The sequence below is a fragment of the Luteimonas sp. GW821-FHT14E02 genome (assembly GCF_058803905.1).
This window is the reverse complement of sequence record NZ_JBXAPK010000005.1, coordinates 236,822-260,079: the sequence shown is the minus strand read 5'-3', so window position 1 is coordinate 260,079 and position 23,258 is coordinate 236,822. Positions and strand designations below refer to the sequence as shown.

Genomic DNA, 23,258 nt, shown 5'->3' with positions numbered 1-23,258 from the left:
GCCGAAAAAGCACCGGGGATGTGCGTTTTTCGGCGACCTGCTAGATTGCACGTCCCCCCGACGGCACGCGCCGCTGGAGCCGCCGTGCTCTTGATGCTCGACAACTACGATTCCTTCACCTACAACCTCGTCCAGTACCTGCAGACGCTGGGCGCCGAGGTGAAGGTGGTGCGCAACGACGAGCTGTCGGTGGCGCAGATCGACGCGCTGCAGCCGGAGCGCATCGTGATCTCGCCCGGACCCTGCACGCCGAACGAGGCGGGCGTTTCGCTGGAGGTGATCCGCGAACTGGGCGCACGCACGCCGATCCTCGGTGTCTGCCTCGGCCATCAGAGCCTGGGACAGGCCTACGGCGGCCATGTGATCCGCGCCGGCAAGATCATGCACGGCAAGACCTCGCGCATCCGCCACGAGGGCAAGGGCGTGTTCGCCGGCCTGCCGGATGGCTACGAGGCCACGCGCTACCACTCGCTGGTGGTGGACAAGCAATCGGTGCCCGACTGCCTCGAAGTGACGGCCTGGACCGACCACGAGGACGGCTCGATGGAAGAGATCATGGGCCTGCGCCACCGCGAATATCCGGTGCAGGGCGTGCAGTTCCATCCCGAATCGATCCTGACCGAGCACGGCCACGCCCTGCTGAAGAATTTCCTGCAGGCGTGAGGAAGACCATGCCCATCACGCCCCAGGAAGCCCTGCAGCGCACCATCGAGCATCGCGAAATCTTCTTCGACGAGATGGTCGAGTTGATGCGGCAGATCATGCGCGGCGAGGTATCGCCGACGATGACGGCCGCGATCCTCACCGGCCTGCGCGTGAAGAAGGAGACGATCGACGAGATCGCCGCGGCGGCAATGGTGCTGCGCGAGTTCTCGCGCAAGGTCGATGTCGCCGACAGGACGCACCTGATCGACATCGTCGGCACCGGCGGTGATGGCGCGCATACCTTCAACATTTCCACCGCCTCGATCTTCGTGGTCGCGGCGGCGGGCGCGCGCGTGGCCAAGCACGGCAATCGCAGCGTGTCCTCCAAGTCCGGCAGCGCCGACGTGCTGGAAGCGCTGGGCGCGCAGATCGAGCTGCAACCCGAGCAGGTGGCGCGCTGCATCGAGACCTGCGGCATCGGCTTCATGTTCGCGCCGATCCACCATCCGGCGATGAAGGTGGTGGCGCCAGTGCGCAAGGAAATGGGCGTGCGCACGCTGTTCAACATCCTCGGCCCGCTGACCAATCCGGCCGGCGCCCCCAGCATCCTGATGGGCGTGTTCCATCCCGACCTCGTCGGCATCCAGGTGCGCGTGCTGCAGGCGCTGGGCGCGCAACGCGCGCTGGTGGTGTGGGGGCGCGATGGCATGGATGAACTGTCGCTGGGCGCGGCCTCGCTGGTCGGCGAACTGCGCGACGGCGTGGTGCGCGAGTACGAAGTGCATCCGGAGGATTTCGGCATCAGCATGGCGGCCAGCCGCAACTTGCGTGTCGAGAATGCCGATGCCTCCAAGACGATGCTGCTCGATGCGCTCGCCAACAAACCGGGATTGCCGCTGGAGATCGTCGCGCTCAACGCCGGCGCGGCGCTCTTTGCCGCGGGCCTCGCCGATTCCATCGCCGACGGCATCGCGCGCGCGCGCGATGCGATCGCTTCCGGCGCGGCGATGGCGAAGCTGACGCAGTTCGTCGAGACCACGCGCGCGCTGGCCGCGTAAGGAGCGGGGCATGAGCGGACACACCGACGAGCCGTTCGCGGCGCTGCCCGCGCCGCCGTACTACGCCGTCATTTTCAGTTCGAGCCGCCGCGAGGGCGACAACGGCTACGGCGAGACCTCCGATCGCATGGTCGAACTCGCGCGGCAGCAGCCGGGCTTTCTCGGCGTGGAATCGACGCGCGGCGAGGATGGTTTCGGCATCACCGTCGCCTACTGGGAAAGCGAGGAGGCGATCAAGGCCTGGCGCCTGCACCTCGAACACACCGCCGCGCGCGAACGCGGCCGCGCCGACTGGTATCGGCATTTCGAAATCCGCATCGCCAAGGTCGAGCGGGCGTATGGCTGGGATCAGGCGGGCGGTTACCGGCGCGGGTGAGCCAAGCGCCGGGCGTGCTATTTTGCCGCCAGCAAATACGAGAGTTCAGGTTGCATGTGTCCGAGTAAAGTTGCCGAAGGCGAAGAGCGCGGCTGGATCATTCCCATCGGCGGCGCCGAGGACAAGGAGATGCGGCGCCGCATCCTCAAGCGCTTCGTGCAGTTGTGCGGTGGCCGCGACGCCGACATCGTCGTGATTCCCACCGCCAGTCGCCTGCCGGACACCGGCACGCGCTATCAGGAACTGTTCGGCCGGCTCGAGGCCGGGCGCGCCACCGCGCTGGAAATCCACGACCGCGCCGACAGCCAGAAGGACGAATTCCTGCGCCGCATCGAGGAAGCCAGCGGCGTGTTCTTCACCGGCGGCAACCAGCTGCGCATCTCCACGATCATCGGCGGTACGCCGACCGCGCAGCTGATCCGTGCCCGCAACGCCGCCGGCGTGCATGTGGCCGGCACCAGCGCCGGCGCCAGCATCCTCAGCGAACACATGATCGCCTTCGGCAAGGAAGGCGCCTCGCCGCGTGCCGGCAGCGTACGCCTGGCGCCGGGGCTGGGCCTGACCAACCGCTTCATCATCGACCAGCATTTCCGCCAGCGCGATCGCCTCGGCCGCCTGGTCGCCGCGCTCGCCTACAACCCCTTCGCCATCGGCATCGGCCTGGACGAGGACACCGCCGCCTTCATCGGCCCGGACAACACGCTGGAAGTGGAGGGTAGCGGCGCCGTCACCGTGGTCGACGCCGGCGGGCTGTCGTTCTCGTCGATGGCGGAAGTGAGCCAGAGCCAGCCGGTGTGCCTGCTGGGGCTGACCGTGCATATCCTGGTGCAGGGGGCGACGTTCAATTTGAAGACGCGGCAGGCGGAGGCCGGAAGTCTGGCGCTGGGCGACCGGAATTAGGGCCTGACGTCCGCTTCATGGCGCACTGCTCGAGCGGCACCCGGACTTCCGGCATGCGCTGGGCTGGGCCGGATTTGCTTTCATGGCCCTCCATCGCCCCTGGCATGCATGGGAGAGGTCAATTCGATGGAAGGTTCCAGATCGGTCCAGCCTCTGGATGACATCAAGCCGCACGTGAAGCTCAAGCTTTCGGTGTTGTGGGCCAGCCTGATGTTCTGTTTCGTCTACGGCGATTATTTCGGGCTGTACGTGCCCGGAAAACTGCAGGGAATGCTGGATGGCCGGATGGGGCCGTTGGGTGAGGTCACGCAAGGCGTGCTGGTGGGCACGTCGATCATGCTGGCGATCCCCGGATTGATGGTGGCGTTGTCGCTGCTGCTGCCGTCGCTGCTCAGTCGTTGGACCAACCTCCTGTTCGGCTTGGCGTATGCGGCGATCATGGTCATGACCGCGCGGGGCGCATGGCAGTTCTACGTTCTGCTGGCGGTGATCGAGATTGGACTGTGCCTGTGGATCGTGTGGCTGGCTTGGCGGTGGCCGCGCAGCAGCAACGCAGAGTGAAGGCGAGGGGAGTCATGGACACGACTGACATCGCGGCGGTGAAAAGAACCGCACGTACCGCAGGGCTGCTGTATCTGATCGTCGTGATCACGGGCATATTCAGCCTCGCATACGTGCCATCGCAGCTGTCCTTGTCGGGCGATGCATTGACCAGATTCGGGCGTCTGCAGCAGGAGTCGCTTTTGTTCAAGGCGGGCATTGCCGCCAGCGTGCTGTGTTATCTCGCGTTCTTGCTGCTGCCGTTGGCGCTGCACCGTTTGCTGGCGCCCGCGGGACGTCGCACGGCGGATGTCATGGTGGCGTTGGCGGTGGCCAGCGTACCGTTTTCGTTTTCCAACCTGCACCATCGACTGGACGTGGTATCGCTACTGGACAAGGCGGCGGAGCCGGGGGCGGACGTCGCCGGCTTGGCGGATCGTGCGGCGCAACAGCTGTTGTCCTACGGCAACGGGATATGGCTGTCGGAAGTCTTCTGGGGGCTGTGGCTGCTGCCGCTCGGGCTGCTGATCTACAGGTCCGGCTTGCTGCCGCGCCTGCTCGGCGTGCTGCTGGTACTGGGCTGTTGCGGCTATCTGCTTGATTTCTTCGCCACCCTGCTGGTGGCAGGGTATGCCGACACCGCGCTGTCCGCCTATGCCACCAAGCCGGCGGCCCTGGGGGAAATCGGGACCTGCCTGTGGCTGCTGCTGATAGGCGTGCGCGTACCGACGCGTAGCCGTTAGCCGCCGCGTCGGGTAAGGTCGAGGGTCGGGACGCAGCGCCCACGAACCCTCCTATCCGAGGTCAAAAACATCCATGCGGATCCTTAACCGTTCCGTCTACGTCGGCCCGTCGCTGTATGCGCACTTTCCTGTCATCCGGCTGGAACTAGACCTGGGCCGGCTGGAAGACTGGCCGACCGCCAAGCTCGGACCTGCTTTCATTGATGGCCTGGTCGCGGCGCTCCCGGGCCTGGCCGAACATGGCTGCTCCTACCGCGAACCCGGCGGCTTCCTGCGCCGCATGCGCGAGGGCGAGGGCACCTGGCTCGGGCATGTGCTGGAGCACACGGCAATCGAATTGCAGAACGTGGCCGGCGAGCACGTCACCTTCGGCAAGACGCGCAGCATTTCCGACGACCGTCCCGGCGTGTATTCGGTGGTGTACGAGTACGCGCAGAAGGAAGAAGGCATCGCCGCCGGCGAGCTGGCGCTGAAACTGCTGAACTCGCTGCTGCCGCAGGAGCTGCGCACGCCCGGCAGCGTGCCGGAGGACTGGAACTGGGAAGCCGCGCGCGACGATTTCATCCGCTACGCGCAGCGCCGCGCGCTCGGGCCGTCGACCGCCTCGCTGGTGCGCGCTGCGGAAGAGCGCAACATTCCCTGGCTGCGACTGAATCAACAGTCGCTAGTGCAGTTCGGCCACGGCAAGTACCAGCAGCGCATCCAGGCCACGGTGACCGGCAAGACGCCGCACATCGCAGTGGAGCTGGCCAGCGACAAGGAGGAGACCAACAAGATCCTCGCCTCGCTCGGCCTGCCGGTGCCGCGGCAGGAACTGGTCACCAGCCAGACCGACGCGCTCAAGGCCGCGCGCAAGCTCGGCGGGCCGGTGGTGCTCAAGCCGTACAACGGCAACCACGGTCGCGGCATCACCATCAACATCACCGAGGACGACGAGATCCGCGAGGCCTTCAACGCCGCGCGCGAGCATTCGCGTTCGGTGATCGTGGAGACCTTCCAGACCGGCGACGATCATCGCCTGCTGGTGGTCAACGGCGAACTGATCGCAGCGACGCGTCGCACGCCCGGCCACGTCGTCGGCGATGGCCAGCACACCATCGCGCAGCTGGTCGAAATCGTGAATCAGGACCCGCGCCGAGGCGTCGGCCACGAGAAGGTGCTCACGCGTCTGGAACTCGACGCGCAGGCCAATCTGATGATGGAGCGCGCTGGCTTCACCGCCGAATCGGTGCCGATGACCGGCGAGCGCGTCTATCTGCGTTCCACCGCGAACCTGTCCACCGGCGGCACGGCCACCGACGTTACCGACATCATCCATCCCGACAACCGCGACATGGCGGTGCGCGCGGTGCGCGCGATCGGGCTCGATGTCGGCGGCGTGGATTTCATTTCGCCCAACATCGCCGAGAGCTACAAGGCGATCGGCGGCGCGATCTGCGAGGTCAATGCAGCGCCCGGCTTCCGCATGCACGTGGCGCCGAGCGAAGGCACGCCACGCGACGCGGCCGGGCCAGTGATCGACATGCTGTTCCCGCCGGGTACGCCTTCGCGCGTGCCGATCGCGGCGGTCACCGGCACCAACGGCAAGACCACCACGGCACGCATGCTGGCGCACATCGCCAAGATGAGCGGTTACACGCCCGGCCTCACCACCACCGATGGCGTCTACATCGACGGGCAGCGCACCGTCGAGGGCGACATGACCGGTCCGGTATCGGCGCGCATGGTGCTATCCGATCCGCACATCGATCTGGCGGTGCTGGAAACCGCGCGCGGTGGCCTGCTGCGCGCGGGCATGGGCGTGCGCCACGTGGACGTTGGCGCGGTGATCAACATCGCTTCCGATCATCTCGGCCTGAAGGGCGTCGACACGCTGGAGCAACTGGCCGAGATCAAGCGCGTGGTGGTGGAAGTGGCCACCGAATGCGCGGTGCTCAACGCCGACGATCCGAACGTGCTGAAGATGTCGGCCTACACCGATGCCAAGACCATCTGCTACGTGACGATGAATCCCTCGCACGCACTCGTGCGCGAGCACATTCGTGCGGGCGGGCGCGGCTGCGCGCTCGAGGGCGGCGTCAACGGCCACATGATCACGCTCTACGACAAGGGCGGCCACATTCCGCTGATGTGGACGCACCTGATCCCGGCCACGCTGGAAGGTCGCGCGCTGCACAACGTGCAGAACGCGATGATCGCCGCGGCGATGGCGTTCTCGCTCGGCATCAAGCTCGATGCGATCCGGCAGGGCCTGCGCACTTTCGACACTACGTTCTATCAGGTGCCGGGGCGCATGAACCTGTTCGAGGAGCATCCGTTCAAGGTGCTTATGGACTACGGCCACAACGCGCACGCGGTCGGCATCATGGCCGACCTCGCGCAGCGTCTGGATGTGAGCGGGCGCCGCATCGTGGTGCTGGCCGGTCCTGGCGATCGTCGTGACGAGGATCTGCGAGCGATCGCGGCGGCGACGGCGGGCAAGTTCGACCACTACATCGTGCGCCGCGACGATGCCTTGCGCGGCCGCGATGGCGACGAGGTGCCGCGCATCATCGCCGAGGCGCTGCGCGCGCAGGGCGTGCCGGAAGAGGTCATCTCGGTGATCCCCGACGAGCAGCAGGCGGTGGATGCCGCGCTGCGCATGGGCAGCAGTGGTGATCTGGTGCTGATCTTCGCTGACGCGCTCACGCGCACGTGGAAGCAGATCACCAAGTTCAAGCCGGATGGCGAGGCGCCGAAGCCCACGGTGAAGGCGGAATTGCCGACGCCGGCGCTTTCGGAGCAGGCGCTCGACGAGTCCGCGCTCGCGGCGATGCAGGGCGTGGTGCGCGATGAGCGTGGTCTGGTCTTCGAGCGGGAAGAAAGCGATTGAACCGCAGGCGGCTTGTGGAGAAGGGCGTTTAATCGTGCAGGAACCGTTCGAGGATTCGCGCCGGCTGACCGGCTGCAACGTCTATTTCGCGGACACCGGCGCGGCGCTGGAAGCCACGCAGGGTGTCGATGACGCGGCGCTCGAGCGCTGGCGCGTCAACGTCGTTCGTGCTCGTGAAGTGCTTGGCTGGCCGCAGGCCGATCTCGTCGTCCGTCGCCATCGCAGCGGCGCTTCATTGGCATTCGCTGCGCCGTTGGACCGGCTCTATGCCGCGACCGAGGTGAACGAATGGGCGTGGTGGGCGGCCGTCGCTTTTCCCTTCTCCCTCCGGGAGAAGGTGGCCGAAGGCCGGATGAGGGCGGGAAAATTACTGGCCAGCGCAAGTTCTCGCAAGAAGCTGCCTTACGACCAGGCCACTCTCGAATTCGTCAGAAAACTCAGGGAAGAATCCACGGAACCAGAACAGCTGATCTGGAGCTTTCTTCGCGATCGCCGCTTGCACGCACAGAAATTTCGCCGTCAGAAGACGCTTGGACCTTATGTCCTGGATTTCTATTGCCACGAACTGAGGTTGGCGATCGAACTGGATGGTGGGCAGCACAACGAGGGGCATGCGCAAGAGAGCGACGTCAGGCGTGATGCTTACATGGCCCGACAAGATATCGTGACGCTACGCTATTGGAATCATGATGTGCTAGGCCGCACTGAAGACGTGCTTGCAGACATTTGGGAACAGGTGCATGCGCGTGTGGTGGGGGGGGCTGTGGTCGGGAAGTCCCCTCCCTCATCCGTCTCCGCGCTACGCGCGGAGCCACCTTCTCCCGGGGGGAGAAGGGAAGAGCAGCGGTTCCACGCGCCGGGGCATGCCGCGATCTGGGATGAGGATTCGGCGCTGCACACCTTGCGCGCGGTTGCGGACGCGGAAGCGAGTCCGGCCTTGATCGCACTGAGCAAAGCGGCGCGTGCACACGATCTTCCGTTCTTGGCCGATGACGATGCGCTCTCCATCGGCGCGGGCGAGGGCGGCCAGACATGGGCGATCGATGCGTTGCCGAACGTCGATGATGTCGAATGGGAGGCGCTGCATGCGATTCCTGCCGCGCTGGTGACCGGTTCCAACGGCAAGACCACCAGCGTGCGCCTGATCGCGGCGATGACGCGTGCCCAGGGCTGGTCCACGGCGCACAGCTGCACCGACGGCGTGTATTTCGACGGACAGGCGCTGGAATCGGGCGACTTCTCCGGCCCGACCGGCGCGCGCACGGCCTTGCGCCAGCCACAGGCGCGGGCCGCCGTGCTGGAAACCGCGCGCGGCGGCATGCTGCGGCGCGGGCTGGCGCTCTGTCATGCGAACGCGGCGCTGGTCACCAATGTCGGCGCGGATCACTTCGGTGAGTATGGCGTGCACGATCTTGCCGATTTGGCCGAGGTCAAACTCACCGTGGCGCGCGCGATCCACGACGACGGCTTGCTCGTACTCAATGCGGACGACCCGTTGCTGGTGCGCAAATCGGAGGCGTTGACTTGTCCGTTGGGCTGGTTCGCGCTCGATTTCGATGCGCCGCTGCTGGTCGCGCATCGCGCGCGCATGGGCGCCACGTGCGGCGTGCGCGACGGCCGGTTGCTGCTGTCGCGTGGCGAGGAGGTTCATGATCTCGGCACCATCGCCGAGATGCCGCTCACGCTCGGCGGCCGCGCCGTCTACAACATCGCCAATATCGCCGGTGCCGTGCTGGCCGCGCAGGCGCTTGGCGTTGCCGTCGAAGTCATCGGCGGCGTGCTGGCGCGCTTCGGTGTCGCCCATGACGACAATCCGGGACGCCTGCAGCACTGGAGCTTCGACGGCATGGACGTCTACCTCGATTACGCGCACAACCCGGACGGCCTGCGCGGCCTGCTCGATGCCGTCGGCGCGCGGCAGCGCGGCGGGCGTTTCGCGATCATCCTCGGCCACGCCGGCAATCGCGAGGATGCCGATCTGCGTGCCGTGGCCGAGACGGCGGCCGCGTACCGGCCGGAGCTAGTGGTACTGAAGGACATCGGCGGCTATGAACGCGGCCGCGCGGCGGGCGAGATCGCGGCGATCATGCGGCCGGCGCTGGTGGGAGCGGGCGTCCCGGAGACCGCGATCGAGATCGTGCTCGATGAAGTGGAGGCCGCCCGGCGCTCGCTGCAATGGGCGAGACAGGGCGATCTGGTGGTGTTGCCGGTGCACGATCCGGCCGCGCGCGCGCAACTGGTCGCGCTGCTCGATACACTGCACGCTCGTCAATGGCGGTCAGGGCAGGCGTTGTAGCGCTCTACGTGCCAGCGAAGTTGCGATAGGCTCCGAACTATGGAACACGCCATTGCCAGCCATAAACTCTGGGCGAAGAAGCTTGGTGGTGAGCCTTTTGAAGTTCATTTGCAGATTGGTGTCCCACAGCTAGTGAATGAAGAGGAGCAAGAGTGGGCATGTCCCGTATCACTCACTCCGTTGTTCAAGGAGCTTGCAGCAGCGCATGGCGGTAGTTCATTTCAGGCCCTTTGCCTTGCGTCGGCGTTGGTGCTTGGTCTGCTTTACGATTTCCGAGAAAAGGGGGGCGCTCTTTTCTATGCTCCGGGAGATGAGTTTGAGTTTGGTCCCTTTTCGTTTGGCGTACCTAGTGACTACAGTGAGACATGACGGCTCATTCGTATCGAAGTCATTTCATGGCTTAGCTTAGTTCGAGTGATAAAATTTCGAATGTTTACTTTCCAGCGCCCCGACGTGCTGCAGAAGATCCTGCAGCGCAAGACCGAAGAGATCGCCGAGCGATCCGCGCGACTGCCCTTGCATGAGCTGCAGGCGCGCGCGCGTGACGCCGCGCCCGTGCGCGGTTTCGCCAAGGCGATGGAGGCGAAGATCGCGGCGGGCCTGCCCGCGGTGATCGCGGAGGTGAAGAAGGCCAGCCCGTCGAAAGGGGTGATCCGCGCCGACTTCGATCCGGAGGCGATCGCGCGCAGCTACGAGGCGGGCGGCGCGGCCTGTCTGTCGGTGCTGACCGACGTAGATTTCTTCCAAGGCGCGGACGCCTATCTGCAACAAGCGCGCGCGGCCTGCGCGCTGCCGGTGCTGCGCAAGGATTTCACGGTCGATCCCTACCAGGTGACCGAAGCGCGCGTACTCGGTGCCGATTGCATCCTGCTGATCGTCGCCGCACTCGACGACGACCGCCTGGTGCGATTGTCGGAGCAGGCGCTGGAACTCGGCATGGACGTGCTGGTGGAAGTGCACGATCTCGACGAGCTGGAACGCGCCCTGCAGGTGCCGGCACCGCTGCTGGGTATCAACAATCGTAATCTGCGCACGTTCGAGGTCTCGCTCGACGTGACGCTGTCGCTGCAGCACGCGGTGCCGAAGGATCGTCGCCTCGTCACCGAAAGCGGCATCCTGGTGCCGGCCGACGTGAAGCTGATGCGCGATGCCGGCATCGACGCGTTCCTGGTCGGCGAGACCTTCATGCGCGATCCGGAGCCGGGCGAGGCGCTGCGCCGTTTGTTCTTCGATGCGGGGAAGGGGGGAGACGGAGATTCGGACGATGCGTCCGGAACCGTGGCGGGTTCTTCGGATGTGGAAAGCGCGGAGGCCGATTCGGCCGCGGATTCCAGTGACGCGCAAGATCCGCCATCGATCCAGGCACGGGCGGCTGACCCTTCAACGGCGCCGGAGGTGGAAGCCGCCTCAACAATCCCGACGCCCGATGGGCCACTGATCGTCTTCGATTTCGACCACACGCTCTACGACGGCGATTCCGGCGGCCATCTGTTCGCCTGGCTGATCCGCCGCAGCCTGTGGCGGACCGTATTGGCGCTGCTGCTGACGCCGTTGCTGGCGCCACTGCTCGCTTTTCTTGCGACGCGACGCCATGCCATCTCGGCTTACGTCTGGATCGGCACGGTCGGGTTGCATCGCCGCCAGGATCTCAACGCGATGATCGATGCCTACGTCGCCGCGCACACGGCGCAGATCAAGGAACGCCTGCTGCCGGTCGCGCTCGACGTGCTGCATTCGCATCGCCAGCGCGGCGACAACGTGCTCATCGCCACCGGCGCACCGCCGCGGCTGGCGCGTGCGATTCTCGGTTTCGTCGCGCACGAGGATGTGCCGGTGATCGGTACGGTCGTGGGCCCGCGCCTCGGTGGTCTGGGCGCGCTGCGCCACTGCCACGCCGAGGAGAAGATGCGGATGATCCGCGAGGCGGGCTACACGGGCGAGATCGCGGCGGCCTATTCCGACAGCCGCGCCGACTTGCCGCTGCTGCGCGCCGCGCGCGGCCCGGTGGTGGTGAACCCGAAGGCGGGCGCCGTGGCGACGTTCCGGCGTGTGCTGCCGCCGGGGACGCCGATCCTCAACTGGGGATGCGGAGGCCGCGCCGGGGAACTGGTGGGAACGGCGCCGGGATAAGCCGACACACGGCGGCATGGGCCGACGAACGGCCTGCCTCTTTTGATACGAAGGCCTCGACAAGCGCCTTTCAGGCAGATACGTTAGCAGTTACACAAATCCTTTCGTAATCCGATGACCTTCCTCGCCGAGCAGGGCGTCCTGGCCCTGGGCAGCCGTTTCAAGACGCTGAGCGACTATTTCTATGACGCCGCCGACGCGATCTATCGCGATCGCGGCATCACCCTGCAGGGGCGCTGGTTTCCCCTGGTCCGGTTGCTGCATGAGCGCGGCCCGCTGTCGGTGACCGAGATCGCCGAGATCATCGGGCAGACCCACTCGGCCGTCAGCCAGCTCGCCGCCAAGCTGATCGAGGGCGGCTGGCTGGAAGCCACCGGCGATGCCCGCGACCGCCGTCGCCGCACGCTGGTCCTGACCGCCAAGGCCGAGGCCGAGGTGAAGGCGGCGCAGCCGGTGTGGGAGGCGATCCGGGCCGAGCTGGAGCAGCGCCTCGCCGCCCAGGGCAATGGCCTGATGCATGCGCTCTCCGCGCTGGAGGAGGATCTGGCGGCCCGGCCGGTGGCGGAGGCGGTGCTGGCGCGCTGCCGCACGGACGCGGGCGCCGAGGTGCGTGTCGTGCCGTTCGCGCCCGCGCTGCGCGAGCATTTCTACCGGCTCAACGCCGAGTGGCTGAGCAAGTACTACCGCATCGAACCCATCGACCATGCCGTGTTGTCGGAGCCGGAGCGCACCATCCTGGAGCCGGGCGGGGTGATCCTCTTCGCGTTGCTCGGCGACGAAGTGGTCGGCACCTGCGCCTTGCTGCGCGAATCACCCGGCGTGTACGAGCTGACCAAGATGGCGGTGACCGAGCGCCACCGTGGTCTCGGCATCGGCCGCAAGCTGATGGGCGCGATGATCGACGAGTACAAGCGTTTGCGCGGCACGCAGCTGTTCCTGGAATCGCACAGCGCGCTGCGCCCGGCGCTGAAGCTATATGAGAGTGTCGGCTTCGAGATGCAGCCCGGCATCAAGCCCGGCTCGCATTACCAGCGCGCCGATGTCTACATGATCTATCGCGAACGCCCCCTGTAGGGCGGGCCTTGGCCCGCCATCGCCCTACCGCCGATTGCGATGGCTTTTGGGGAGATACCAGGCTCTGGTCGATGGTAGTGGCGGGCCAAGGCCCGCCCTACGCCGCGCCCAGCCGCTTGATGAAGCGCAAGGTGCCGTCGCTGTAGCCGCAGGCCTTGTAGAACTCGTGCGCGTCCATGCGCTGCGAGCCGCTGGTGAGTTCCACTCGTGCGGCGCCGGCGGTGCGCGCGCGGCGTTCGGCTTCGCGCAGCAGCTGCCGGCCGAGGCCGCGGCCCTGCGCCTCGGCGCTGACCACCAGCGCGGTGATGCGGCAGGTGGTGGTGTCCAGCGGCAGGTAATACATGAAATCCAGGGCGATCAGCCCGCGCACCACGCCATCGACACGCGCCACCACCAGGGCCTGGCGGTCGTCGGCGAGGATGGTGTCGATGCGCTGCGCGGCGTCGCGGGTTTCGCAGGGATAGCCCATTTCCGACAGCAGCACAGCGACGTCGTCGGCATCGATCAAGGACGCGCTGCGCAAATCGGCATCCGGCAGTGGCCCGCGTGGCGCGAAAGGAGCGCCCATCAAATGCTTAGCCGCGGGTGCCGTACAACACGATGGTCTTGCCGCGAGCGTGCAGCACGCCGTCGGCCTGCAGCTTCTTCAGCACGCGTCCGGCCATTTCGCGCGAGCAGCCGACCAGCCGCGCCAGTTCCTGCCGCGATACGCGCAGCTGGGTGCCTTGCGGGTGGCTCATCGCCTCCGGCTCGCGGGTCAGGTCGTGCAGGGTGCGCACGATGCGGTCGGTGACGTCGAGGAAGGCCAGGCGCCCGGCCTTGCGGCTGGTGTCGAGCAGGCGGCGCGAGAGCTGCGCACCGATCGCGTAGACGATCTGGGTGGCGTCGCCGTTCAAGGAGCCCTCGAACAGCTGATACAGGCGCTCGTAGCTGATCTCGGCCAGCTCGCACTGGGTGCGGGTGCGCAGGATCACCTCGCGCACGTCGGACTCGATGAACAAGCCCATTTCACCGACGAATTCGCCGGAGCCGAAGTAGCCGAGCACCAGTTCGCGGCCGTCGTCCTCCTCGGTGATGATGCTGACCGAGCCACTGACTACGTAGTAGAGGGTGCCGGCCGGATCACCGGGGCGGAACACGTCGGTACGGGGTGGGTAGCGGCGACGATGGCAATGAGCGAGGAATCGCTCGATCGTGGAGCTGGACGGGGCCAGCGGATTCGAAGGTCGACGGAGAGGAGTAATCAGGGCCACGGAAGGTGATGTCATAGCGGTCAGAGCCGAGGATGTCGCCAAGAGTAGGCTCTCTCTGTTCATCCGGCAATCAGTCAGTCTCGCGACTGCCAAACCTTTGGCGCATAATTCGCGTTTCGCACCACTTCCGCACCACTTTCCGGGGGACGACCACCGTGGTCAAACCGTTGCCGCGCCTGAAGCTCCAAGGCTTCAACAACCTCACCAAGGCGCTGAGCTTCAACATCTACGACGTTTGCTACGCCGTCTCTGAGGACGAGCGTCAACGCTATATCGAGTACATCGACGAGCAGTACGACGCCGACCGTCTCACACAGATATTGACGGACGTCGCGGAAATCATCGGCGCGAACATCCTCAACATCGCCCGGCAGGACTACGACCCGCAGGGCGCCTCGGTGACGATCCTGATCAGCGAACAGCCGGTGATCGAGAAAGCGGCCGCCAAGGGCGTGATCCCGGAGGCGGTGCTGGCGCACATGGACAAGTCGCACATCACCGTGCACACCTATCCCGAGACGCACCCCCAGCACGGCATCGCCACCTTCCGCGCCGACATCGACGTGGCCACCTGCGGCGTGATCTCGCCGCTGAAGGCGTTGAACTACCTGATCGAGAGCCTGGAGTCCGACATCGTCATCATGGACTACCGGGTGCGCGGCTTCACTCGCGACATTCGCGGCAAGAAGCACTACATCGACCACAAGATCAATTCGATCCAGGATTTCCTGGCGAAGAACATCCGCTCGCGCTACGAGATGTTCGACGTCAACGTCTATCAGGAAAACATCTTCCACACGAAGATGCATCTGAAGGATTTCGACCTCGATCAGTACCTGTTCGAGGAGAAGGCGAAGAACCTGTCGTTCAAGGACCGCATGAAGATCGAGGCGCTGCTCAAGCGCGAGATCGAAGAACTGTTCCACGGCAGGAATCTGGTGGAATAAGGCCGGAATTCGTAGGGTGGGCCTTGGCCCACCATTGCCATCTCAATGTTCGCGCTGGTGTTGCCGAAAGCTTGTTGCTATCGGATGCGTGGGGATGGCGGGCCAAGGCCCGCCCTACAGGCGATACGCCACCGTCTTCATGAATTTCGACGCCGCCGCCATGATTGACGGGATCGGTGGCGGCAACACGCGCGCGCCGGCCTGTTCGGCATTGTCGGCGTGGCGCGCCTCGTCCTCCTTCATCGTGGACAGGATCGCGCGGCTGCGCAGGTCGGCCTCGGGCAGGATCTGCAGATGCTCGTCGAGATGCGCCTCGACCTGGCGCTCGGTCTCCACCACGAAACCAAGGTTCCAGCCGTCGCCGCGCAGTCCGGCCAGCACGCCGATGGCATAGCTGCCGGCGTACCAGAGCGGATTGAACAAGCTTGGACGACTGTCCAACTCTTCCAGACGATCGGCGCACCAGGCCAGATGATCGGTCTCCTCCTGCGCCGCCTCGAGCAGATGCGCGCGGGTGGCCGGATCGCGGGCGGCGCTGGCCTGGCCGACGTACAGCGCCTGGGCGCAGACCTCACCGACATGGTTGATGCGCATCAGCCCGGCGGCGTGGAGGCGCTCGGCGTTGTCGAGTTCGACGTCCGGGGTGTCCTGTCCGGGATTCGGGCGCTCGGCGGGCGGGCGGCCAAAGACCGTCTCCAGCGCGCGCTGGGTGTCGGTGAGGAAGCGGTCGATCGGTGTGTCGTGAGGGCGAATCGCGGCCATGATTGGGTACGTCGGCGAAAGGGGGGGGGGCGCTGCGCGGCGTGGAGGGCGGGGTGCCCAGGCCTGGCGGAAGCAGCCGACGCCCCATTCTCGCCCCTGGCCGGGTCGGCGGCCAGAGGGGCCGCCCGCCCGGGTTTCCGAGAGATTCTGGCGACTTGCGGCGCCCTGCGGCGGCCTGTATCATCTCGCCTCTTTCGTTCCGCGATTCCATGCGCGGGACACAACGCGCGGCGAAATTCCGCAGGCCGAGAGGCTCCCCCGGAATCAGCCCGACAATTCACCGAGAACCCAGAGTTTCATCATGAAAACCTTCACCGCGAAGTCCGAGACCGTCCAGCGTGACTGGTACCTCGTCGACGCCACCGGCAAAACGCTGGGTCGTCTCAGCTCCGAGCTCGCGCGCCGTCTGCGCGGCAAGCACAAGCCCGTCTACACCCCGCACGTCGACACCGGCGATTACTTGGTCGTGATCAACGCCGAGAAGATCGTGGTGACCGGCAACAAGCTCGCCGACAAGCAATACCACCGTTTCACCGGCTACGTCGGCAACCTCAAGACCGAGACGCTGGCACAGGCGCTGGAGCGCCACCCGGAGCGCGTCATCGAAATCGCCGTCAAGGGCATGCTGCCGAAGAATCCGCTGGGCCGCGCGATGTACCGCAAGCTCAAGGTCTACAAGGGTTCCGAGCATCCGCACGCCGCCCAGCAGCCGCAAGTCCTGGATATCTAAGTCATGGCAATCACTCAGAACTACGGCACCGGCCGTCGCAAATCCTCCACCGCTCGCGTGTTCCTGCGCCGCGGCACCGGCAACATCGTCGTCAACGGCCGTCCGCTGGACGAGTTCTTCGGCCGCGAGACCGCGCGCATGATCGTGCGCCAGCCGCTGGAGCTGACCAAGAACACCGACACCTTCGACATCCTCGTCACGGCGACCGGCGGCGGCACCACCGGCCAGGCCGGCGCGATCCGCCTCGGCATCGCCCGCGCGCTGGTCGAATACGACGAAACGCTGAAGACCGAACTGCGCAAGGCTGGTTTCATGACCCGCGACGCCCGCGAAGTCGAGCGCAAGAAGGTGGGTCTGCACAAAGCCCGCCGCGCCACGCAGTTCTCCAAGCGTTAAGAAAGATCCTGCGCGAGGGTCCGCACGTCACCGTGCGGATTCTTCGCCAGGCGCTCACCGCCGGGACGTTCATGCGTTCTGGCGTTACAATCAGAACATAGCCCCGTCGCCAAGCGGTAAGGCACCTGACTCTGACTCAGGCATTCGGTGGTTCGAATCCATCCGGGGCTGCCATCTTGTAACGAAAGTGCAGCAGCCAAGTGCATTGGCAAGATCGAAAGCCCGCCTCGCGCGGGCTTTTTTGTTGCGCGCTTTTCGCTTCCGGGCGCGTGCCTTGTTGCAGCGCGGCGGGCGTCGCCGGCGCCACGTGTTAAGTTTCCGCCCGCACATGCATAGCGGCCTTGTCCGGTTCAGGCGTCCTGAGCGCGGAAGGTGCATGGATCGCGCTCTGGTGTCCGACCACGACAGTGGCCCGGCGGTGCAATCGATGGATCGTCGAAATCGAAGACATCCTTAATCCTCATGACCGGAGTGGATCGCATGAAAATCGGAATGCACAAGTTCGTGGGCCTGGGCGTGGTCGCGTTGGCACTGGCGATGGGAACGGCCGGCAGCGCGTCCGCGAGCGCGGGCACCACGTACTGCTATTACCAGGGCGAAGACGGCTCGCAGTGGATCGACCGCTACGCCGGCCTTCGGGCGTGTCCGCTCTCCGACGTCAACAACGGCGTGGTGGGAGAACTGGTGGAGCAGGAATACATCGCCTGATCGCCGCATCGGCGGATGCGTGATGCGAGGGCCCGCTTGGCGGGCCCTCGTCCTTTGCGCCAGTGCGAGGGCAATTGCGGAGATAATGTGTCCCCGCGCATGCGCGCGGCACAGTCGTCCCGCACCGCACAGGCCGTCGCATGGTCGCCACCTTTTCCGCTCCCTTCGACTCTCTTGAAGCCGTTCTGCCGGCGCTGCGCGAGCGCGGTTATGCGGTACTGACGCCCGACAGCGTCGTCGAGTTGTGCGGAGAGCCGCTCGCGGCGTTCGATGCGCTTAAGCCGAGCTGGGATGATCTGGCTCCCGACAACTATCTGCGCGATGGCGGCCATTACCGGCGGCGTCGCCATTCCTGTTTCGTCGTCGATGGCGCCGAGGTCACGCAGGCGCCGCACCGCGCACATTGGCAGTCGCTCGACTACAACGCACTGCATGGTGGCATGGAGCGCTGGTTCGAACCCATTCGCCCCGGGATCGTCGAGCGCCCCATCTGGGCTCGTTTGCTCCAGGCCTTGGGAAACTGCTTTTCCGCGGTCAAGCCCAAACAGCCCTGGTACGTGGAAGCCCACCAGTTCCGCATCGACACCAGCGACGGCATCGGCCGGCCCACGCCGGAAGGCGCGCATCGCGACGGTGTGGACTTCGTCGCCGTCTTCCTCGTCGGCCGCCACGACATCAAGGGCGGCGAGACGCGCGTGTTCGAGGCCAACGGACCCAACGGCCAGCGCTTCACCCTGGATGCGCCCTGGTCGCTCCTGCTGCTCGACGACACCCGGGTGATCCACGAATCCACGCCGATCCAGCCGCTGGATGGCACCGGTCATCGGGACACGCTGGTGCTGACGTATCGCGCCGGGGCGTTCCAGGGCGAAGATTGAGCGGGGCGAAGGACGCGCGCTCCTGGACGCACGGCATGGAGGGTTGAGCTGGATGATCCGGAGCTGGCGATGTGCCGCTGCCTTGAGGCAGCAATAAAGTTACAATTGAAACAATTATTTCGATCGCACCCGAAGGAAGCGCGATGAAGCTTGGATCCCTCAAAGAAGGCGGCCGCGACGGTACCCTGATCGTGGTCTCGCGCGACCTCACGCAGGCCGTGCGCGCCACCGGCATCGCGCCGACCCTGCAGCGCGCGCTGGAAGACTGGTCGAACCTGGCGCCGCGCCTGGCCGCGCTGTCCGAGGCGCTCGACGCCGGCAGCGCCGACGGCGCTTTCGAACTCGACATGGTGCAGCTGGCGGCGCCGTTGCCGCGTGCCTACGAGTTCGTGGACGGCAGCGCCTACCTCCCGCACGTGGAGCGCGTGCGTCGCGCGCGCGGCGCCGAGGTGCCGGAGAGCTTCTACACCGATCCGCTGATGTACCAGGCCACGAGCGCCGGTTTCTACGGCCCGCGTGATGCGGTGAAGGTGGTGGACGAGGCCTACGGCATCGATCTCGAAGCCGAGATCGTCGTGGTGACCGACGATGTGCCGATGGCGGTGACGCCGGAACAGGCGGCCGGACACATCCAGCTGATCGGTCTGGTCAATGACGTCTCGCTGCGCAACCTGATTCCGCCGGAACTGGCGAAGGGTTTCGGCTTCCTGCAATCCAAGCCGCGCTCGGCGCTGAGCCCGGTGTTCGTCACGCCGGACGAGCTCGGCGAGGCCTGGCGCGGCAACAAGCTGCATCTGCCGCTGCTCACACACATCAACGGTGAATGGTTCGGCGCGCCGGAGGCGGGCGTGGACATGCAGTTCGATTTCGCCCAGCTCGTCGCGCACGCGGCGAAGACGCGGCCGCTGTCGGCCGGCACGATCGTGGGCTCCGGCACCATCGCCAACGAGGACACATCCAAGGGCGCGTCCTGCTTCGCCGAGAAGCGCACGGTGGAAACGCTGGAAACCGGCAAGCCGGTGACGCCCTTCATGTCGTTCGGCGATCTGGTGCGGATCGAGATGCTCGATCGCGAGGGTCATTCCATCTTCGGTGCCATCGAGCAGCGCATCGAGCGCCAAGCCCCCCCGTGAGCGAGCATCCTTTGATTCTCCATTCCTACTGGCGCTCGAGCGCCGCGTATCGCGTGCGCATCGGCCTCAACCTCAAGGGGCTGGCCTACAGGATCGAATCCGTGCATCTGGTGCGTGACGGCGGCGAACAGCACCGTCCGGAATACGCCGCGATCAATCCGCAACGATCGGTGCCGGTGCTGCAGCATGGCCAGCGCATGCTGCGGCAATCGCTGGCGATCCTCGAATACCTCGACGAGATGTGGCCGCAGCCGGCGCTGCTGCCGGCAACCGCGCGTGAGCGCCAGCGCGTGCGTGCGCTGGCGCAGATGGTCGCCTGTGACATCCATCCACTCAACAATCTGCGCGTGCTGCAGTATTTCGAACGCGAGTGGGGTGTGCCGCAGCCTGAGCGCGACGAATGGGTCAAGCACTGGATCGCCGGCGGTTTCGAAGCGTTCGAGACGTTGCTGCGGGACAATCCGTCGACCGGCGAGTTCTGCTCGGGGCATGCGCCGGGTTTCGCGGATTGCTGCCTGATTCCGCAGGTCTACAACGCGCGCCGCTTCGGCGTCGATCTGACGCCTTATCCGATCATCACCCGTATCGAACAGGCCTGCCTCGCGTTACCGGCCTTCGACGCCGCCCGTCCGGAACGGCAACCCGACGCGCCGCAGCCCTGACATCGCGTCACGCCGGCGGCTCGCATTCGCCCTGATCCGGCGATCTAGTGGTGCTGGGCGCTGGTCTCGAACACGTCGGCATACGGATCGTGTTCGCCGACGCTGCCTTCGGAGAAGCGGAACTTCAGCGCCAGACCATCGCGCGAATCGGCGGCCTTGAGCGCTTCCTCGCGGTCGATCCTGCCGGCCTTGTACAGGCGGAACAGGCATTGGTCGAACGATTCCATGCCCGCTTCCAGCGATTCCTCCATCGCCTGCTTGATCTCGTGCACCTGGCCGCGGCGCAGCAGGTCGCGGATCAACGGCGTGTTGATCAGCACCTCGGTCGCCGGCAGGCGGCGGCCGTCCAGGCCCATCACCAGGCGCTGTGACACCACCGCGCGCAGGTTCAGCGCGAGGTTCATCAGCACGTTGCCGTGCGCGGCCTCGGGGAAGAAGTTGAGGATGCGCTCGATGGTCTGGTCGGCGTTGTTGGAGTGCAGCGTTGCCAGGCAGATGTGGCCGGTCTCGGCGAAGGCGATCGCCGCCTCCATCGTCGCCGCGTCGAGGATCTCGCCGATCAGGATCACGTCCGGCGCCTCGCGCATCGCGTTTTTCAGCGCGTAATGGAAGGCGTGCGTGTCCATCCCGACTTCGCGCTGGTTGACGATCGACTGCTTGTGGGTGTGCAGGTACTCGATCGGGTCCTCGATGGTGAGGATGTGGCCGGCGGTATTGGTGTTGCGGTGGTCGATCATCGAGGCCAGCGTGGTCGACTTGCCCGAACCGGTGGAGCCGACGATCAGCACCAGGCCGCGCGGCGCCATGATGATCTGCTTGAGCACCTGCGGCAGCTGCAGCTCCTCGATGCTGGGGATGATGCTGCGGATCGCGCGCACCACCATCGCCACTTCGCCGCGCTGCTTGAACACGTTGATGCGGAAGCGGCCGATGCTGGGCTGCGAGTACGACATGTTCAGTTCCAGGTCGCGCTCGAACTGCGGGACCTGGCCCTCGTCCATCAGCGAGTAGGCGACCTTTTTGGTGGTGCCCGGCGGGAGGACGGTCGTGCCCAGCGGCTGCAGCTTGCCCTCGACCTTGATGTAGACGGGGGCGCCGGTGGTGAAGAACATGTCGGATGCGTTCTTCTCCGTCATCAGCTTGAGGAGATAGCCGATATCCATGGTGTGGAGTTTGGTCCCGTTAAGCAGCCTGGCCGCTTCATCGCGGCTGGATCATTGCGATTCCGCCGGATGCTGATTGACAATGGTCGCCGCTTCCGGGAGCGCGACCCCCCTTATATGCGTCAAAGCTTCGCACAGTTCATCCATGACAGGCCGGCGCTTCGCGCGTCGATGTTCGGAGTCGTGCTCTCGGTCACGGCTTGCGCCAGTTTGCCGCCGCCGACGTCGGAGTTGGCGGCCGCGCAGCAGGCGGTGTCACGCGCCGACAATGCCGATGCCGACCAGTACGCCGCCGGCGATTTCGCGCAGGCGCGCAGCCTGCTGGAGCAGGCGCACGCGGCAATGGCCGACGGGGATCGGGAGCAGGCGCGCAATCTCGCCCTGCTGGCCGCCGCGCGCGCCGATCTGGCCAACGCGCTCAGCCGTCAGGCGGTGACCGAGGCCGATCTGAAGCAACGCCGCGCGGAGATCGCCGATCTCAAGCGCCGCATCGGCGCGGAGGACGGGCAATGAAGATGAGGATTTCCAGCGGTATCGCGCTGGCGCTGTTGCTGACGGCGGCAGCGTTCGCGGTACATGCCGAGAAGAAGGATCCTGAAGTCGCGCGCCTGTCGTCGCGGTTGCAGATGCTCGACGCCAATCCCGACACCAGCGGCGCCGGAGCCTACGAGCGGCTGCAGGCGCGGCAGGCCCTGGACGCCCTGGCCGTCGCGAAGAGCAAGGCGCGCGCCATGGCATTGCAGATCGCCGAATTGCGCGTGGAGACCGCCGAACTCGCCGCGCGCAACGAAGTCGCCCGGCGCGAGATCGACCGGCTCGACCGCACGCGCAGCGACCTGCTCGTGGAAGCGAGCCGCCAGGACGCGGCGCGCGCGCGGCAGGAAGCCGAGCGCCTGCGCATCCAGGCGCAGATCCAGGCCGAGGAGGCCGCGCGCCTGCGTGAGCAGGCCGATCAGGAAGCCGCCGCCCGCCAGCAGGCGGAGACGGCGCTGGACGATGTCGCCGGTTCGCAGGCGGCCAAGCTCAAGGCCGCCCGGCAGCGTCAGGCGGAGCTGGCCAAGCGCCAGGCCGAGCTGATGGGCAAGTCCGGGAAATCCGAAGAGGAGTCGGCCAAGCCCTGAGTCTTCCAGGGGGGCGCGTGGGGCGAGGGCGCTCGCATCGCCCGCAAGGGCCTTAAGCCTCGCGAGGAAAGCCTGCGAGATTTTGCGTCCGCACAATCCCTTTAAAATCAATCTGTTATCTGGATGGCGGTGATTGCTATTCAGAAAAGGCAGCCCGCGAATCGAAGCAAATCATGGGCTTGCACCATACGCTTGCCGACGTTTTTAGGGAGGAGTAGGGTCGAACTCGCAGGCGGTCGATCGCGACGATCTCAGGCCGCCTGGCTGACGGGCCTGACCGGATGACGCTATCTCACATCTCTCGGAAGCATGCCGCCGGAATTCGTTTCCGCGCGGGTGCTCTCGCGGAGCACCTGCGCACCGCAACGCTCGCCCACCCCCACGACGCCCCGCGCCACCGGCCGGGGCGTTCGCATATGTGCTCGTCGCTCCTCAGCCCGGCGCCCCCCGCGTCCGGGACATCCACGATCCATGTTGAAGGAGGCTCCCATGTTCGAAGGGCAACCACAGTCGGAACTCGATGCGCTGTTCAAGGCCAATCCCGAGTTCCGTCAGCTCTATCACCATCACCAGGAATTGGATAAGAAGGTCCTCGACGCCGAGCTCGGCGTGTTGCCCATCGACGATCTCAAATTATCGGAAATGAAGCGCGAGAAGCTGGCCGCCAAGGACCGTCTCTCGCGCATGTTCGAAACCCTGCATCACTGATCTTCGGAACCCGCGTCTCGCCGCATTGACGATGCGGCCGGGATGCGCGGGTTTGAAGCGCTTCTCGCCGCGTCGGCGGCGGCCATCCTCGTCGGCCGCCGCTGATCGCGGACGGGAGTCCCCGGGCGGATCTTTTGCCAGGTCCGCATTCGATCCGGGACTT

Annotated in this window: 25 protein-coding genes, 1 tRNA gene and 1 pseudogene; 23 read left to right on the top strand and 4 right to left on the bottom strand. The window is 65.9% G+C overall.

What is annotated here, in order from left to right:
* Positions 1-84: 84 nt before the first annotated feature.
* The 12 genes and pseudogenes from AC1RNP_RS10580 (at position 85) to AC1RNP_RS10525 (ending at position 12,634) form a co-directional block, all read left to right on the top strand.
* On the top strand, positions 85-663 hold the full coding sequence (locus AC1RNP_RS10580; protein WP_493051206.1) for an anthranilate synthase component II: 579 nt from the start codon (positions 85-87) through the stop codon (positions 661-663).
* A gap of 8 nt (positions 664-671) precedes the next feature.
* Complete coding sequence (gene trpD, locus AC1RNP_RS10575; RefSeq protein WP_493051205.1) at positions 672-1,703, top strand: anthranilate phosphoribosyltransferase; 1,032 nt, start codon at positions 672-674, stop codon at positions 1,701-1,703.
* A 10-nt stretch (positions 1,704-1,713) separates the two neighbouring features.
* On the top strand, positions 1,714-2,079 hold the full coding sequence (locus AC1RNP_RS10570) for an antibiotic biosynthesis monooxygenase family protein (protein WP_493051204.1): 366 nt from the start codon (positions 1,714-1,716) through the stop codon (positions 2,077-2,079).
* A 54-nt stretch (positions 2,080-2,133) separates the two neighbouring features.
* Positions 2,134-2,979 (top strand): cyanophycinase, encoded by an 846-nt coding sequence (locus tag AC1RNP_RS10565; RefSeq protein ID WP_493051203.1) that lies wholly within the window; start codon positions 2,134-2,136, stop codon positions 2,977-2,979.
* Positions 2,980-3,105: 126 nt separating this feature from the next.
* Entirely contained in the window at positions 3,106-3,540 is a 435-nt protein-coding gene (locus AC1RNP_RS10560) for a DUF6326 family protein (protein ID WP_493051202.1), read from the top strand.
* Between the two features lie 14 nt (positions 3,541-3,554).
* On the top strand, positions 3,555-4,262 hold the full coding sequence (locus AC1RNP_RS10555; protein WP_493051201.1) for a DUF4386 domain-containing protein: 708 nt from the start codon (positions 3,555-3,557) through the stop codon (positions 4,260-4,262).
* 73 nt (positions 4,263-4,335) lie between these two features.
* Positions 4,336-7,134, top strand: coding sequence for a cyanophycin synthetase (gene cphA, locus AC1RNP_RS10550; RefSeq protein ID WP_493051200.1), 2,799 nt, complete (start codon positions 4,336-4,338; stop codon positions 7,132-7,134).
* 34 nt (positions 7,135-7,168) lie between these two features.
* Complete coding sequence (locus tag AC1RNP_RS10545; protein WP_493051199.1) at positions 7,169-9,430, top strand: DUF559 domain-containing protein; 2,262 nt, start codon at positions 7,169-7,171, stop codon at positions 9,428-9,430.
* Between the two features lie 39 nt (positions 9,431-9,469).
* Positions 9,470-9,799, top strand: a complete 330-nt coding sequence (locus tag AC1RNP_RS10540; protein ID WP_493051198.1) for a hypothetical protein — start codon at positions 9,470-9,472, stop codon at positions 9,797-9,799.
* Between the two features lie 60 nt (positions 9,800-9,859).
* Positions 9,860-10,666: pseudogene (gene trpC, locus AC1RNP_RS10535) on the top strand (indole-3-glycerol phosphate synthase TrpC); the annotation flags it as partial.
* A gap of 159 nt (positions 10,667-10,825) precedes the next feature.
* Positions 10,826-11,560, top strand: coding sequence for a haloacid dehalogenase-like hydrolase (locus AC1RNP_RS10530; RefSeq protein ID WP_493051301.1), 735 nt, complete (start codon positions 10,826-10,828; stop codon positions 11,558-11,560).
* A 114-nt stretch (positions 11,561-11,674) separates the two neighbouring features.
* Positions 11,675-12,634 (top strand): bifunctional helix-turn-helix transcriptional regulator/GNAT family N-acetyltransferase, encoded by a 960-nt coding sequence (locus tag AC1RNP_RS10525; protein WP_493051197.1) that lies wholly within the window; start codon positions 11,675-11,677, stop codon positions 12,632-12,634.
* Positions 12,635-12,731: 97 nt separating this feature from the next.
* Here AC1RNP_RS10525 and AC1RNP_RS10520 read toward each other — a convergent pair whose 3' ends face one another.
* Entirely contained in the window at positions 12,732-13,202 is a 471-nt protein-coding gene (locus AC1RNP_RS10520) for a GNAT family N-acetyltransferase (RefSeq protein ID WP_493051196.1), read from the bottom strand.
* Between the two features lie 7 nt (positions 13,203-13,209).
* Positions 13,210-13,902 (bottom strand): cAMP-activated global transcriptional regulator CRP, encoded by a 693-nt coding sequence (gene crp / locus AC1RNP_RS10515; protein WP_226467819.1) that lies wholly within the window; start codon positions 13,900-13,902, stop codon positions 13,210-13,212.
* A 140-nt stretch (positions 13,903-14,042) separates the two neighbouring features.
* Here crp and speD point away from each other — a divergent pair, with 140 nt between their 5' ends.
* Positions 14,043-14,834, top strand: a complete 792-nt coding sequence (gene speD / locus AC1RNP_RS10510; RefSeq protein WP_226467820.1) for an adenosylmethionine decarboxylase — start codon at positions 14,043-14,045, stop codon at positions 14,832-14,834.
* 114 nt (positions 14,835-14,948) lie between these two features.
* Here speD and coq7 read toward each other — a convergent pair whose 3' ends face one another.
* Positions 14,949-15,596, bottom strand: a complete 648-nt coding sequence (coq7, locus tag AC1RNP_RS10505; RefSeq protein ID WP_493051195.1) for a 2-polyprenyl-3-methyl-6-methoxy-1,4-benzoquinone monooxygenase — start codon at positions 15,594-15,596, stop codon at positions 14,949-14,951.
* 301 nt (positions 15,597-15,897) lie between these two features.
* On the opposite strand from coq7, the gene rplM reads away from it, so the two are divergent.
* The 7 genes from rplM to maiA all read left to right on the top strand — a co-directional run bounded on the left by rplM (position 15,898) and on the right by maiA (position 20,103).
* The gene (gene rplM, locus AC1RNP_RS10500; RefSeq protein ID WP_226467822.1) at positions 15,898-16,326 is read left to right on the top strand and encodes a 50S ribosomal protein L13; all 429 of its coding nucleotides are present in this window, start codon (positions 15,898-15,900) and stop codon (positions 16,324-16,326) included.
* Between the two features lie 3 nt (positions 16,327-16,329).
* The gene (rpsI, locus tag AC1RNP_RS10495) at positions 16,330-16,722 is read left to right on the top strand and encodes a 30S ribosomal protein S9 (RefSeq protein ID WP_493051194.1); all 393 of its coding nucleotides are present in this window, start codon (positions 16,330-16,332) and stop codon (positions 16,720-16,722) included.
* A 99-nt stretch (positions 16,723-16,821) separates the two neighbouring features.
* A tRNA-Gln gene (locus tag AC1RNP_RS10490) sits at positions 16,822-16,896 on the top strand.
* A 306-nt stretch (positions 16,897-17,202) separates the two neighbouring features.
* A complete protein-coding gene (locus AC1RNP_RS10485; RefSeq protein ID WP_493051193.1) occupies positions 17,203-17,430 on the top strand; it encodes a hypothetical protein in 228 nt (75 codons plus the stop codon).
* Positions 17,431-17,570: 140 nt separating this feature from the next.
* Positions 17,571-18,308: a 2OG-Fe dioxygenase family protein gene (locus AC1RNP_RS10480; RefSeq protein WP_493051192.1), complete on the top strand. Its 738-nt coding sequence runs from the start codon at positions 17,571-17,573 to the stop codon at positions 18,306-18,308.
* Between the two features lie 143 nt (positions 18,309-18,451).
* Positions 18,452-19,441 carry a fumarylacetoacetate hydrolase family protein gene (locus tag AC1RNP_RS10475; protein ID WP_493051191.1) on the top strand — a complete coding sequence of 330 codons (990 nt, stop codon included), beginning with the start codon at positions 18,452-18,454 and terminating at the stop codon, positions 19,439-19,441.
* A complete protein-coding gene (maiA, locus tag AC1RNP_RS10470; RefSeq protein ID WP_493051190.1) occupies positions 19,438-20,103 on the top strand; it encodes a maleylacetoacetate isomerase in 666 nt (221 codons plus the stop codon). The genes AC1RNP_RS10475 and maiA overlap by 4 nt, the downstream gene beginning before the upstream one ends.
* A 44-nt stretch (positions 20,104-20,147) precedes the next feature.
* On the opposite strand, the gene AC1RNP_RS10465 is transcribed toward maiA, so the two are convergent.
* A complete protein-coding gene (locus AC1RNP_RS10465) occupies positions 20,148-21,266 on the bottom strand; it encodes a PilT/PilU family type 4a pilus ATPase (protein WP_493051189.1) in 1,119 nt (372 codons plus the stop codon).
* Positions 21,267-21,437: 171 nt separating this feature from the next.
* On the opposite strand from AC1RNP_RS10465, the gene AC1RNP_RS10460 reads away from it, so the two are divergent.
* From AC1RNP_RS10460 to AC1RNP_RS10450, 3 genes are all read left to right on the top strand, one after another.
* Entirely contained in the window at positions 21,438-21,779 is a 342-nt protein-coding gene (locus tag AC1RNP_RS10460; protein ID WP_493051188.1) for a DUF4398 domain-containing protein, read from the top strand.
* Positions 21,776-22,387: a hypothetical protein gene (locus AC1RNP_RS10455; RefSeq protein ID WP_493051187.1), complete on the top strand. Its 612-nt coding sequence runs from the start codon at positions 21,776-21,778 to the stop codon at positions 22,385-22,387. The genes AC1RNP_RS10460 and AC1RNP_RS10455 overlap by 4 nt, the downstream gene beginning before the upstream one ends.
* 489 nt (positions 22,388-22,876) lie before the next feature.
* A complete protein-coding gene (locus AC1RNP_RS10450; RefSeq protein WP_226467831.1) occupies positions 22,877-23,095 on the top strand; it encodes an HP1242/YdcH family protein in 219 nt (72 codons plus the stop codon).
* The last annotated feature ends 163 nt before the right edge of the window (positions 23,096-23,258 follow it).